Below are 13,927 nucleotides of genomic sequence, written 5' to 3'. Positions count from 1 at the left end.
CATTTCTCACTTAAACGTTTATAGCATGCAACTGTATAACACCTTAAGCGCAGAAGAAAGAGCCCAATTAATTGATGAAGCTGGCAAACAAAGGCTTACATTATCTTTCTATGCGTATGCCAAAATTGAAGACCCAAAACAATTTCGCGACGATTTATTTATCCAATGGAACAAGCTCGACGCCTTAGGCAGAACCTATGTTGCCAGAGAGGGAATCAATGCTCAAATGAGCGTCCCAGCAGAAAACTTTGAAGCTTTTCGTGAAACTTTAGAAGCATATGATTTTATGCAAGGCATTCGTTTGAATGTTGCCGTAGAACACGACGACCATTCGTTTTTAAAATTGACCGTAAAGGTTCGTGACAAGATTGTAGCCGATGGATTGAACGACGAAACCTTTGACGTAACCAACATTGGCGTGCATTTAAAAGCGAAAGAATTCAATCAAATATTAGAAGATCCAAACACGATTGTAGTCGATTTTAGAAATCACTACGAAAGTGAAATTGGTCATTTTAAAGGTGCCATTACTCCTGATGTGGAGACTTTTAGAGAAAGTTTGCCGATAATCAACGAACAATTAAAAGATTTTAAAGAAGATAAAAACTTAGTGATGTATTGCACTGGTGGTATTCGTTGTGAAAAAGCCTCTGCCTATTTCAAACATCAAGGTTTTAAAAATGTCTACCAATTGGAAGGCGGAATTATCAATTATGCCAAACAAATCAAAGAAGAAAATATCGAAAGTAAATTCATTGGAAAGAACTTTGTTTTCGACCATCGCTTGGGCGAAAGAATTACTGACGATATCGTTTCGCAATGCCATCAATGTGGAAAACCATGCGACAATCATACCAATTGTTTGAACGATGGTTGTCATTTGTTATTTATCCAATGTGACGAATGTAAAGAAGGAATGGAAAATTGTTGTTCGACTGAATGTTTAGAAATTACTCATCTTCCTTTGGCAGAACAAGTAAAATTAAGACGCGGAAAACAAGTAGGGAATAAAGTATTCCGAAAAGGAAAATCTGAAAAATTATTATTTAAACATTCTGGAGAACTTTCAGACAAAGCTTTGGCTACTGTAGAAAAAACTAAAGATATTCGTCAAAAAATTAAAATTAAAAAAACACTTTTGGGTAAGGCAGAGCACTATTATGTGAAAGCACAAATAGCGCTTTTCATCATCGAAAATAACGAACTAAATTTGGGTGATAAAATACTTATTTCTGGGCCAACAACAGGAAATCAAGAAATGATTTTAGAGAAAATGAAAGTCAACGGAAATGACAATTTTGTAGCTAAAATTGGTGATAAAGTAACTTTTGAAGTGCCATTTAGAATTCGTTTGTCTGACAAATTGTACAAAATCATTTCATAAACTTTCTTTTTTTTATGCATAACAAATCTCAAATTCTGAAGAAAAAAGCACTCAGAATTTGAGATTTTTTTATTGGAATTTATTTCTTTAAAATACTATCTTTACCAATTAATCGTTTTATGAACTTAAGTTGCTTTTGTGCAACATCACATATATACATATGGCTTGTCAAAGTTGTTCAACATCTGATGGCGGTGCGCCAAAAGGATGCAAAAATAATGGGACTTGCGGCACCGATAGCTGCAATAAATTAACGGTCTTCGATTGGCTTTCAAATATGAGTTTACCCAACGGCGAGGCACCTTTTGACTGTGTCGAAGTTCGTTTCAAAAATGGAAGAAAAGAGTTTTATCGCAATACCGAAAAACTAACCTTGAGCATTGGCGACATTGTTGCTACCGAAGCTTCACCAGGTCATGACATTGGAATTGTTACCTTGACTGGAGAATTAGTTCGCATTCAAATGAAGAAAAAAGGTGTCAATGTAAATAGCACCGATATTCCTAAAGTATACCGAAAAGCATCTCAAAAAGATATTGATATTTGGTCTAAAGCTCGTGATAGAGAGGAACCAATGAAAGTGAGAGCACGTGAATTGGCTATTGCTCAAAAATTAGAAATGAAAATTTCTGATATTGAATTTCAAGGAGATGGCTCTAAGGCAACTTTTTATTACACTGCCAATGACCGAGTAGATTTTCGTCTTCTAATTAAAGATTTTGCCAAAGAATTCAGCACTAGAGTTGAAATGAAACAAGTAGGACTTCGCCAAGAAGCTTCCCGTTTGGGTGGAATTGGTTCTTGTGGTAGAGAATTGTGTTGTTCTACTTGGCTCACGGATTTTAGAAGTGTCAACACCTCAGCGGCACGCTATCAGCAACTGTCATTGAATCCTCAAAAACTAGCTGGACAATGCGGGAAATTAAAGTGTTGCTTGAATTATGAGTTAGATACTTACATGGATGCTTTACAAGATTTTCCTGATTTTGACACCAAATTAGTTACCGAAAAAGGAGATGCAATTTGTCAAAAGCAAGATATTTTTAAGGGCTTAATGTGGTTTGCTTATACTGATAATTTCGCAAATTGGCATGTTCTTAAAATAGAACAGGTTCGAGAAATAGTTGCCGAGAACAAACAAAAAAACAAGGTTTCTTCTCTAGAAGATTATGCTATAGAAGTAGTTAGAGAACCTGAAAAAGATTTTAACAATGCGATGGGACAAGAGAGTTTAACTCGTTTTGATCAACCTAAGAAAAAGAAACGTCCTAATAAGAACAAGAAAACTGTTGCAGGAAATAACAGACCAACATCTGAAAAAAAACCTTTTGATAATAAATCTAAAAACAACAACAAGATTGTTCCTAATCCCAATAAAATAACACCAAATATAAAAAATGAGCCTAAAAAGTAGATTTCTATTTTTTCTTGTACAAATTAGTATCTTTTGTGTTGCGAGTTCACTTCTGCTAGTATCTTGCGATAAAAAAAGAGTATTTGACGAATATAAATCTGTTGGAAAAGGCTGGCATAAAGACAGCATAGTAAGTTTTGATTTACCCAAAGTGGACACTTCAAAGCCCTATGACTTATTTTTAAATCTGAGAAGTAACAATGATTACGCTTTTAATAATATTTTTTTAATCGTTTCTTTAGAACAACCTGATAAAAAAATTAAAGTAGATACTTTAGAATATCAAATGGCAAATCCAGATGGAACTTTACTTGGCGAAGGCTTCACTGATGTGAAAGAAAGTAAGTTGTATTACAAAGAAAGAATGAAATTTAAACCTGGAAATTATAAAATCCATATTAAACAAGCCGTCAGAAAAACGGGTAAAATTTCTGGAGTTGAAAAACTAGATGGAATTACAGACGTAGGTTTCAGAATAGAAAAATTAGATTAGACACTTTATGGCAGCAACAAAAAACAACAATCAAATTAAAGATATCGATTACTATAAAAAGAAATTTTGGAAAATCTTTTTTTATGGTTTAGGAGGACTTTTTCTTTTCTTCATTCTTGCTTCTTGGGGTTTATTTGGTGCTATGCCTTCCTTTGAAGATTTAGAAAATCCAGATTCTAATCTAGCAACCGAAATTATTTCAACCGATGGTGTAACTATTGGTAAATTTTATAATGAGAATAGAACTTCCATAAAATACTCGGATTTACCCAAACATCTTGTTGATGCTTTGATTGCAACTGAAGATGAGCGCTTTTACGAACACTCCGGGATTGACGGACGAGGCACCCTTAGAGCTGTTTTAAGTTTAGGAACTAGCGGAGGTGCAAGTACCTTAACACAACAATTGGCAAAATTGTTGTTCCACGGAGAAGGTTCTAAATTTTTTCTTTTTAGAATTGTCCAAAAAGCTAAAGAATGGATTATTGCTATACGCTTGGAGCGTCAATATACTAAAAATGAAATTATTGCAATGTATCTCAATAAGGCCGATTTTGTCAATACTGCAGTCGGAATTAGGTCGGCGGCCAAGGTATATTTTGGAAAAGAACCTCGGGATTTATCTATAGAAGAAGGAGCTATGCTCGTTGGAATGTTAAAAAATCCGTCTTTATTCAATCCTATTCGCAGAATTGAAAAAGTTAAAAATCGAAGAAATGTAGTTTTAGGTCAAATGGTTAAAAATGGTTTTCTTGATGAAGCTTCAAAGCAATCTCTAGAAAATAAACCTATTGTACTTCACTTTCATCCTGAAAGTCATATTGATGGTATTGGTACCTATTTCCGTGAATACCTTAGAGATTTCATGAAAAACTGGGTTAAAGAAAATAAAAAACCAGACGGTTCTGATTATGATATTTACAAAGATGGATTAAAAATTCATACTACTATAGACTCTAGAATGCAATTGTATGCTGAAGAAGCGGTAACCGATCACCTACAAAATCTTCAACAAGAACTCGATAATCAACATAAAGAAAGTAAAAATGCTCCTTTTGTCAATATCTCAAAAGAGGAAACCGATAAGTTATTGCTTCGAGCTATGAAAGCTTCTGAAAGATGGAGGGTTTTAAAAGAGCAAGACATGAGTGATGAAGATATTATCAAGACATTTGGCGTAAAAACCAAAATGACGGTTTTCACATGGAAAGGAGATAAAGATACCATCATGACTCCTACAGATTCTATTCGATATTACAAAGGCTTTCTTCAATCTGGTTTGATGGCAATGGAACCTCAAACAGGGCATATAAAAGCTTGGGTTGGCGGTATTAATTATAAATATTTTCAGTACGACCACGTAGGGCAAGGAGCGAGACAGGTGGGTTCAACATTTAAGCCATTTGTATATGCAACTGCTATTGAGCAATTAAATATGTCTCCATGCGATTCTATTATTGACAGCCCTTTTATGATTCACAAAGGGCGTCATCATGTTACAGAAGATTGGGAACCTAAAAATTCGGATAACAAATACCGTGGCATGGTTACCCTGAAAAAAGCACTTGCTAATTCCATTAATACTGTTTCAGCAAAATTAATTGACAAAGTAGGCCCTGAAGCCGTAGTTGAATTAACCCACAAGCTTGGAGTAAAATCTGAAATTCCTGTGCAACCATCAATCGCCTTAGGAGCAGTTGAAATTACCGTTGAAGATATGGTTGCTGCCTACAGTACATTTGCTAATGAAGGAGTGTATATCAAACCTCAATTTATCACTAGAATTGAAGACAAAAATGGAGAAGTAATTTATGAACCTGTTCCAGAATCTCATGATGTTTTGAATAAAGATATTGCGTTTGCCGTAATCAAACTGCTAGAAGGAGTTACCGAAGGAGGCTCAGGCTCTAGATTGAGAACACAAGGTGGCGGAGCAGGAGACAATCGTTGGACGGGCTATCCTTATATGTTTACCAATCCAATAGCTGGAAAAACAGGGACCACACAAAATCAATCCGATGGATGGTTTATGGGAATGGTGCCTAATCTTGCAACTGGAGTTTGGGTAGGATGTGAAGATCGTTCAGCTCGTTTCAAAGGAATTACCTACGGTCAAGGAGCAACTGCTGCCTTGCCTATTTGGGGAATTTTTATGAAAAAATGTTATGAAGATGCTAGTCTTAATGTTTCCAAAAAAGATTTTGAGAGACCTTCTAACCTTTCCATAAAAGTTGATTGTTGGGCTCCAGTGGTCAAAGACTCAACCGAAATAGAACAAGATACTGATGAATTTGCTTTGTAATTTTCTTTATTTGAAAGAATCAAAATGATCAACAAAACCGTAAATACTGTTCAAGATGCTCTTCAAGGAATTGAAAGCGGAATGACCATCATGTTTGGAGGTTTTGGATTGTGTGGCATTCCCGAAAACAGTATTTCTGAACTGGTAAAAAAACAAACTTCAAATCTTACTTGCATTTCAAATAACGCAGGAGTCGATGATTTCGGACTGGGTTTATTGTTGCAAAAAAAACAAATCAAAAAAATGATTTCTTCCTACGTGGGAGAAAACGCAGAATTTGAACGTCAGATGCTTTCGGGTGAATTGGACGTCGAATTGATTCCACAAGGAACTCTTGCTGAACGCTGTCGTGCAGCTCAAGCTGGAATTCCTGCTTTTTTCACTCCTGCCGGATATGGAACAGAAGTAGCTCAAGGTAAAGAAGTTCGAGAATTTAATGGCAAAATGCATATTATGGAACATGCTTTCAAAGCAGATTTTTCTATAATCAAAGCATGGAAAGGCGATACTGCTGGAAATCTTATTTTTAAAGGAACAGCTAGAAATTTTAATCCTTGCATGGCTGGTGCCGCCAAAATCACCATAGCCGAAGTAGAAGAATTAGTTGAAGCTGGGACACTAAACCCGAACCAAATTCATATTCCTGGAATATTTGTACAACGCATTTTTCAGGGAGAACACTATGAGAAAAGGATTGAACAACGAACCACTAGAAAACGAGCGTAATCATGGCATTGGATAAAAATGATATCGCCAAACGTATTGCTCAAGAAGTAAAACATAACTATTTTGTCAATCTAGGAATTGGTATTCCTACTTTGGTGGCTAATTATATTCCGAAAGGAATTGACGTAGAATTTCAAAGTGAAAATGGCGTCCTCGGAATGGGACCTTTCCCCTATGAAGGAGAAGAAGATGCCGATTTAATTAACGCAGGCAAACAGACCATTACAACACTAGCAGGGGCTTCCTTTTTTGATTCAGCAACCAGTTTTGGAATGATTCGAGGGCAGCACGTTGATTTAACCATTTTGGGCGCTATGGAAGTTTCTGAAAATGGCGATATTGCCAATTGGAAAATACCTGGGAAAATGGTAAAAGGAATGGGTGGTGCCATGGATTTGGTCGCCTCAGCCGAAAATATTATTGTTGCCATGATGCACGTGAATAAAGCAGGCGAATCTAAAATATTAAAAAAATGTACCCTGCCTTTAACAGGTGTTGGTTGTGTGAAAAAAGTAGTCACCGAATTAGCCGTTTTAGAAATCACACCCAAAGGATTCAAATTACTAGAACGCGCACCAGGAGTTTCTGTTGACCATATTATTGCTTCCACTGAAGCTGAATTGATTATCGCAGGAGAAATTCCAGAGATGGTTATTGATTAAATTAAGAAAAAATAAGAACCATTAAGACATTAAAGCTCATTAAGTTTAAAAAGCTTATTTTTCTTAATCCCTTAATGGTTTAAAATATAACAGTGAAAATTACTTTTCTCCTCCCATAAACGCTATTAAAATCTCATTAGCATTTCCAAAAGTATTTACTTTTTCAGTGATGCTCACCGCTCGTTTTTTATTCAGTTTATACGTCAAATCAAATTCTGTAGTGAATAATATCGCTGATAAAAATGGATTGTTAATGAATGCTAACAATCTTGGAAAAGCATCATCAATTAAGTGAATTTCAAAAATTTCTTCCTTTTGAAACTTATATTTCAATTCCAATTTTAAGACGGCTTCATCCATAATTGGTCGAACGTAAATATTCATTAAATCCGTATTGCCAATGGTTTTAGCAAGAGTTAACTTGGCAAAAGTTCCATCAGCTAAACTCGCTTTAACCTTGGTATAAAACTCGGAAAAGGTTTCTTGAAAAGGCATGTTTTGACGATTAATCCCGCAAGATTTACAAAACCTTGTAGGTATGTTTTTATAATACCTACAAGGTCAAAAAAGACCTTGCAGGAAACTAAATTTTATAAGTTAGCAAAGAAATCATTTCCTTTATCATCGGTAATAATGAAAGCAGGAAAATCTTTAACGGTAATTTTACGAACAGCTTCCATCCCTAATTCTTCAAAATCGACTACCTCAACTTTAAGTATATTTTCTTGTGCTAAAATTGCTGCTGGTCCACCAATCGAACCCAAATAGAATCCGCCGTATTTTTTACAGGCTTCCATTACTTCTTTTGTTCTGTTTCCTTTAGCCAACATAATCATACTTCCTCCAGCTTTTTGAAACTCTTCCACATACACATCCATTCGTCCCGCCGTTGTTGGTCCAAAACTACCTGATGGCATTCCTTCTGGCGTTTTTGCAGGTCCAGCATAATAAATAGGATGATTTTTGAAATATTCTGGCATTGGCTTTCCTGCGTCTAACAATTCTTTAATTTTAGCATGAGCAATATCGCGTGCAACAATCAAGGTGCCGTTTAGTTTCAAACGCGTTTTGATGGGATATTGTGACAATTTTTCTAGAATATCTACCATGGGTTGATTCAAATCTACCTCAACAGCGGGTTCTAAATGTGGCGGAGTCGCTGGTAAAAATTGTTCTGGATTGACTTCTAATTGTTCAAGAAAAATTCCATCTTTTGTGATTTTACCTTTAATATTTCTATCGGCAGAGCAGGAAACTCCCAATCCAACAGGACAAGAAGCAGCGTGACGTGGCAAGCGAATTACTTTGACATCATGAGCAAAATATTTTCCTCCAAATTGAGCGCCAATAGCACTTTCTTGACAATATTCTAATACTTTTTGTTCCCATTCTAAATCACGAAAAGCTTGACCAGCCATATTTCCCGAAGTAGGAAGATGGTCAAAATAACCTGCTGACGCTTTTTTTACTGCTGCCAAATTCGCTTCCGCAGAAGTTCCCCCAATAACCAACGCTAAGTGATAAGGTGGGCAAGCAGACGTTCCCAAATCTTTAATTTTTTCTCGAACAAATTCCTCCATTGATTTTTCGTTCAATAGTGATTTTGTTTTTTGGTATAAGAACGTTTTGTTGGCAGAACCACCTCCTTTTGTTAAAAATAAAAACTCGTAATAGTTTCCTTTTTTAGCATAAATATCAATTTGAGCAGGAAGATTCGAACCTGAATTTTTTTCTTCAAACATCGAAATGGGAACAATTTGCGAATATCGAAGATTTTTATTTTGAAACGTATTAAAAATTCCTTTAGATAACCATTCGGCGTCGTCAACTCCTGTGTAAACGTCTTCTCCTTTTTTTGCCATTACAATTGCAGTTCCAGTATCTTGACATGATGGCAATTGGCCTTCAACTGCTACTGATGCATTTTGCAATAAATTATAAGCTACAAATCGGTCGTTGTCGGTGGCTTCTGGATCTTTAAGTATGTTATTTAGTTTTTGCAAATGAGCCGTTCGCAACATAAACGAAACATCACTCATGGCTTCTTGAGCCAACAATTCTAATCCTTTAGGGTCAATTGTTAGGATTTCTCTATCACCCAGCTTCTCAAGTTTAACGTAATCGGAAGTGATTTTTTTGTATTGCGTATCGTCTTTTACAATCGGATACGGATCTTGGTATATAAAGTTCATTTTGGATAAATTTTAGAACTGTAAAGTTACGGAAAGTATGATACTCCTGCAAGGTTTTGAAAGACCTTGTAGTATTCAATCTTTATCTTAAAAAAACCATCCTGCCACTAAAATTGCAGTAATTACACAAATCACATCTACCAAAAGCATAGTGCCTAAGGCATAACGGGTATTTTTAATATTAACCGAACCAAAGTAAACTGCAATGACATAAAAAGTACTTTCTGCACTGCATTGAAAAATACTACTCAGCCTTCCCGTCATAGAATCGGCACCAAAAGTATTCATCGAATCAATCAAAAAACCTCTCGAGCCCGCAGAACTGAAAGGTCGAAGTAAGGCTACTGGCAAAGCATCTGTAATTTCTTTGCTTACGCCCATATTCGAAAAACCGAAAGCAATCCAATTGCTAATAATTTCAAACAAACCACTGTTCCTGAATAAAGAAATCGCCACTAGCATCCCCAAAACATAAGGAAAAATAGTAACTCCTGTCTTAATTCCGTTATTGGCTCCAGACACAAAAGCCTCAAAAACGGTCGTTTTAGCCTCTGCGAATTTTTTCTCCTTTATAAATGAAAATAGCAACGTAAAAGCAATAATTCCAACCAATATCAGAGCCGAAAGATTAGAAGTGAAATAGTTTTTCCCTATTAAATCCAGATGATTTACATACATCAATAACCCAACAATTCCGGCAATTAAAATCATTAAACCCAGCAGTAAAGAAGCACTTTTAAAATTTATTTTTTGTTTGATTCCCACAATTAAAAAAGCAGCAATCGTACCAATAAAAGAGGTTATAATACAAGGCAGCATCACATCGGCAGGATTTGTTGCATTGGCAGCAGCACGATAGCCAATAATTGAAGTTGCTATTAAGGTAAGTCCCGAAGCATGCAAGCACATGAACATAATTTGGGCATCGCTCGCCTTGTCTTTTTCGGGATTGATTTCCTGTAAACTTTCCATCGCTTTTAATCCAAATGGCGTAGCAGCAGAGTCCAATCCTAAAAAATTTGCCGCAAAATTTAAGGTCATGTAGGATATTGACGGATGATCTTTGGGAATACTTGGAAACACTTTTACAAACACTGGACTTAGCACTTTAGCCAACTTGCCAGATGCCCCAGAAATGATTAAGAGTTCCATTAATCCGCAGAAAAAAGCCAAATAAGCAATCAACGGAAGAATTAAATCGAGCAAGGTATTCTTGCATGTTGGTAATAAACCATCCGCTTTTTGAACGCCGCTAAATAGTTTTACCGTTTTGTTTTTATAAACATAGGTGGTATCTGCATTTAAGGTATCACGATTGACAACCATAGTTTGATCAGGAGCTTTCTCAATACTGTCTTTAATGAAAACGGGCAACTGATGAATGTATTTTTCAGAAATTAAAATGGGATCATCCTTCTTTCCGTTTAACACAAAATCAATCGTATAACTATTACTCGTAAATAAACTTACTACAATAAAAACAATTGAAGAAATAAAAATAACCAACCAAAATCTGCTTAATACCATACTGTTTCATTTATAATTAAAAGTCAATTTCAATTTCAAAAATCAATTTCAACTTTAAAGATTGCTTTTATTAATTATCATTTTGGAGGCTATCGCTATTAATTCTTCAACTTCAATTAATAGATACGTTCTAAATTCTTGATTACCTTCCTTTATGTAATTAAAAATTTTTAAAGAGTTTCTAGACTCTTTTAACTCTTTAACAACTAGGCTAAGTTTAAATAGTAAATCTTTATCCGTTGTTGAGCCTTGTGATTCCCCAAAATTTAAAGACGAACTTCCTGATGAACGGATAAGCTGATTTTTATAATATTCGTTTTCGTAACTTTTATCCAGTTTTCTTGTAAATAAAATACATTCTCCAGCAAATCGAACTAATCTATCATCAAAATTAAAAATTTTCTCATTAAAAGGATTTGGTTCAGGCATAATATAATTACTATCTATTTTGAAATTGATTCTTGAAATTGACTTTTGAAATTGTTTTTAAACATGAATTATTTCATCCTCAATCAACAAATCTTCTCGTCGTAATCGAAGAAAAATCTGAGCTACAGCAATTGTATCTTTTTCGCAATAAGTTACAATCCGGTCAATGTCTTTTTCTACATAAAAAACATGAGCCACTTGACTCCCATCGATGTCTCCTTTTGGAGACGGAATCCCAAGAATTTTCGCAAGTAATTTTAAAGACGTAAAATGTTTGTAATCACCAAATTTCCATAATTCTAAAGTGTCTAGATGCGGAATTTCCCATGGTTTTTTACCAAATAAATTCAACTTATTCGGAATGGCGATTTGATTAATAATCATGCGTCGAGCAATAAATGGAATATCAAATTCCTTAGCATTATGACCACATAAAACATGTTGTGGCTGATTGAAATGATTGTTTAGCAAATTGATAAAATCATGGAGAATTTTCTTTTCATCGCCAAAAAAAGAAGTCACTCTAAAATTTCTGACGTCCCCTTTCAAAGTAAAATATCCTACCGAAATGCATACAATTTTACCAAACTCTGCCCAAATTCCTGCTCGCTCATAAAAATCTTCGGGAGTGTATTCCTCTTTACGTTGGTATTGGGTCTTGTGTTCCCAAAGTTCCTTCATTTCGGCATCTAACTCATTATAATCAGCTGATTCTGGAACGGTTTCTATATCCAGAAATAAAATGTGGTCTAATCGAATTTTTTCAATCATAGTAATAATCTATTAAAATAAACTTTGTTGAGTCGTTGGGTTTTCATGTTCTAATAACCATTTTTTTCGCCATAATCCACCAGCATATCCTGTTAGCGAACTGTCAGTTCCTATCACTCTATGGCAAGGAATTACAATCCACAATGGATTTTTGCCATTAGCCGAAGCTACTGCCCGAATGGCTTTTACATCTCCTATTTTTTTTGAAAGTTCTAGGTAAGAAACTGTTTTTCCGTAAGGGATTTCTAATAATGCTTCCCAGACTTTCTTTTGAAAATCAGTTCCTTGTGGATTGAGTGCAAAATCAAAATCAGTTCTTTTTCCTGTAAAATAATCGTTTAATTGCGAAACTGCATTTTGCAAAACTGCAGGAATTTCATTTGAGATTTCTCCTTTATCTAAAACTGAAATTACAGAAATACCCTGAGTATCACCAATGATTTTGGTAATTCCTAATGGACTATTAATGTAGACTGTTTCCATTTTATAAATATAAATAATTTTAACATATCCATCATAAAAAAAGAAAGTCCACAAAAAGATTTGTGAACTTTATAAAATAAGCTATTCTAAGTAATGACTATTTTATACTACTATAAATATAGGCTTCCAATGCTTTTAATTCCTCATCAGACATTTCTTCAGTGATGGCAAAATTGGTTTTCATTACCTCATATTGACTTGGATCTACAATAGGTTCTGCCTCTTGTTTTAGGAAAGAAACAATATTACCGTTTTTTTCCTTATATATTTTAGCAATATCTTGTAGGCTTGGTCCAATAAGTTTTTTGTCAACTAAATGACAGCTAACACAATTTCCTCTTCCTTCAAAAATTTCTTTTCCGTGTATCTCTGGCGATTTAGAAATCTCTTCTGTCGATTTAGGTTTGCCAAAAGATTCTGTGGATTCTTTTTTACAGGAGACGATCATTAGCGAACTAGAGAAGCAAATTAAAACGAATACAAGTAATAGTGATAGCGTTTTTCTCATGTTTATTGATTTAAAAGTATCGCTGCTTCTTTAGCAAAATAAGTCGAAATTAAGCTTGCTCCTGCTCTTTTAATACACATCAACTGTTCCATCATGATTTTGTCATGGTCAAGCCAACCTCTTTCCGAAGCGGCTTTTATCATAGCGTATTCTCCCGAAACATGGAAAACCGTCACTGGAACATTGACCGCATTTTTAACTTCCCGAACAATATCCAGGTAGGCAATTCCTGGTTTCACCATAACCATATCGGCACCTTCTTCAACATCCATCAATGCTTCTTTTATGGCTTCGATACGGTTAGCATAATCCATTTGGTAGGTTTTTTTGTCTTTTGGAACAACTACATCAGCCTCTCTTGGCGCACTGTCTAATGCATCACGAAATGGTCCGTAAAATGCAGAAGCATATTTAGCAGAATAACTCATAATTCCAACATTTGGAAAGCCAGCAGCGTCTAAACCTTGACGCAAACGCAAAACGCGTCCGTCCATCATATCACTTGGTGCTACAAAATCGGCTCCAGCTTGAGCATGAGAAACCGCCATTTTTACTAAAGCTTCGTTGGTGGCATCATTCGCAATATCACCACCTTGCCTGCCGTCAGGCAGGTTTTCTATAATTCCGTCATGACCATAAATGGAATAGGGATCGAGCGCCACATCTGGCATTACAATCATTTCTGGACAAGCAGCTTTGATGGCTCTTATAGCTCTTTGCATCAATCCGTTGGGATTCCAAGCTTCTTTTCCAGTGTTGTCTTTTAAGCTCTCGTCTACTTTTACGTAGATGTTGACGGCACGAATTCCAAGAGCAAATATCTCTTTAACCTCTTCAACCGTTAAATCGATGGAACGACGAAAAATGCCCGGCATTGATGGGATTTCAGATTGGTAATTTTCACCCTCAGCAATAAACATTGGGAACATAAAATCACTTGGACTTAATGTAGTTTCACGAACTATTGAACGAATGCTTTCGTTAACGCGTAATCTTCTGCCTCTTTGTAATGGGAACATGATATATTGTTTAAAAT

At 35.4% G+C, this 13,927-nt stretch carries 14 protein-coding genes; 6 read left to right on the top strand and 8 right to left on the bottom strand.

Translation table 11 applies throughout. The annotated features are described in order from the left end of the window. Positions 1 to 25 precede the first annotated feature (25 nt). The 6 genes from trhO to AC23L6_RS00360 all read left to right on the top strand — a co-directional run bounded on the left by trhO (position 26) and on the right by AC23L6_RS00360 (position 6,981). Positions 26 to 1,384, top strand: a complete 1,359-nt coding sequence (trhO, locus tag AC23L6_RS00385) for an oxygen-dependent tRNA uridine(34) hydroxylase TrhO (protein WP_487560307.1) — start codon at positions 26 to 28, stop codon at positions 1,382 to 1,384. A gap of 160 nt (positions 1,385 to 1,544) precedes the next feature. Next, positions 1,545 to 2,798 carry a PSP1 domain-containing protein gene (locus tag AC23L6_RS00380; protein WP_487560306.1) on the top strand — a complete coding sequence of 418 codons (1,254 nt, stop codon included), beginning with the start codon at positions 1,545 to 1,547 and terminating at the stop codon, positions 2,796 to 2,798. Next, positions 2,782 to 3,291, top strand: coding sequence for a gliding motility lipoprotein GldH (locus AC23L6_RS00375; RefSeq protein ID WP_487560305.1), 510 nt, complete (start codon positions 2,782 to 2,784; stop codon positions 3,289 to 3,291). The genes AC23L6_RS00380 and AC23L6_RS00375 overlap by 17 nt, the downstream gene beginning before the upstream one ends. A 7-nt stretch (positions 3,292 to 3,298) precedes the next feature. Beyond that, positions 3,299 to 5,593 (top strand): penicillin-binding protein 1A, encoded by a 2,295-nt coding sequence (locus AC23L6_RS00370; RefSeq protein ID WP_487560304.1) that lies wholly within the window; start codon positions 3,299 to 3,301, stop codon positions 5,591 to 5,593. A gap of 24 nt (positions 5,594 to 5,617) precedes the next feature. Next, on the top strand, positions 5,618 to 6,319 hold the full coding sequence (locus tag AC23L6_RS00365) for a CoA transferase subunit A (RefSeq protein ID WP_487560303.1): 702 nt from the start codon (positions 5,618 to 5,620) through the stop codon (positions 6,317 to 6,319). 2 nt (positions 6,320 to 6,321) lie between these two features. Next, the gene (locus tag AC23L6_RS00360; protein ID WP_487560302.1) at positions 6,322 to 6,981 is read left to right on the top strand and encodes a CoA transferase subunit B; all 660 of its coding nucleotides are present in this window, start codon (positions 6,322 to 6,324) and stop codon (positions 6,979 to 6,981) included. 99 nt (positions 6,982 to 7,080) lie between these two features. On the opposite strand, the gene AC23L6_RS00355 is transcribed toward AC23L6_RS00360, so the two are convergent. The 8 genes from AC23L6_RS00355 to hemB form a co-directional block, all read right to left on the bottom strand. Beyond that, positions 7,081 to 7,476 (bottom strand): hypothetical protein, encoded by a 396-nt coding sequence (locus tag AC23L6_RS00355; protein ID WP_487560301.1) that lies wholly within the window; start codon positions 7,474 to 7,476, stop codon positions 7,081 to 7,083. 95 nt (positions 7,477 to 7,571) lie between these two features. Continuing rightward, complete coding sequence (locus tag AC23L6_RS00350; protein ID WP_487560299.1) at positions 7,572 to 9,173, bottom strand: fumarate hydratase; 1,602 nt, start codon at positions 9,171 to 9,173, stop codon at positions 7,572 to 7,574. Positions 9,174 to 9,260: 87 nt separating this feature from the next. Continuing rightward, complete coding sequence (locus AC23L6_RS00345) at positions 9,261 to 10,700, bottom strand: nucleoside recognition domain-containing protein (RefSeq protein ID WP_487560298.1); 1,440 nt, start codon at positions 10,698 to 10,700, stop codon at positions 9,261 to 9,263. 54 nt (positions 10,701 to 10,754) lie between these two features. Continuing rightward, entirely contained in the window at positions 10,755 to 11,129 is a 375-nt protein-coding gene (locus AC23L6_RS00340; RefSeq protein WP_487560297.1) for a four helix bundle protein, read from the bottom strand. Positions 11,130 to 11,186: 57 nt separating this feature from the next. Further along, positions 11,187 to 11,900, bottom strand: coding sequence for a 3'-5' exonuclease (locus tag AC23L6_RS00335; RefSeq protein WP_487560296.1), 714 nt, complete (start codon positions 11,898 to 11,900; stop codon positions 11,187 to 11,189). Positions 11,901 to 11,912: 12 nt separating this feature from the next. Continuing rightward, complete coding sequence (locus tag AC23L6_RS00330) at positions 11,913 to 12,383, bottom strand: methylated-DNA--[protein]-cysteine S-methyltransferase (RefSeq protein ID WP_487560295.1); 471 nt, start codon at positions 12,381 to 12,383, stop codon at positions 11,913 to 11,915. A gap of 97 nt (positions 12,384 to 12,480) precedes the next feature. Next, on the bottom strand, positions 12,481 to 12,891 hold the full coding sequence (locus tag AC23L6_RS00325; protein ID WP_487560294.1) for a c-type cytochrome: 411 nt from the start codon (positions 12,889 to 12,891) through the stop codon (positions 12,481 to 12,483). Positions 12,892 to 12,893: 2 nt separating this feature from the next. Beyond that, a complete protein-coding gene (hemB, locus tag AC23L6_RS00320) occupies positions 12,894 to 13,910 on the bottom strand; it encodes a porphobilinogen synthase (protein WP_487560293.1) in 1,017 nt (338 codons plus the stop codon). Between the last annotated feature and the right edge of the window lie 17 nt (positions 13,911 to 13,927).

It is taken from the genome of Flavobacterium sp. R1_16 (assembly GCF_057652095.1).
Note: the sequence above shows the minus strand (reverse complement) of the source record. Positions and strands in the feature narration are given on the sequence as shown.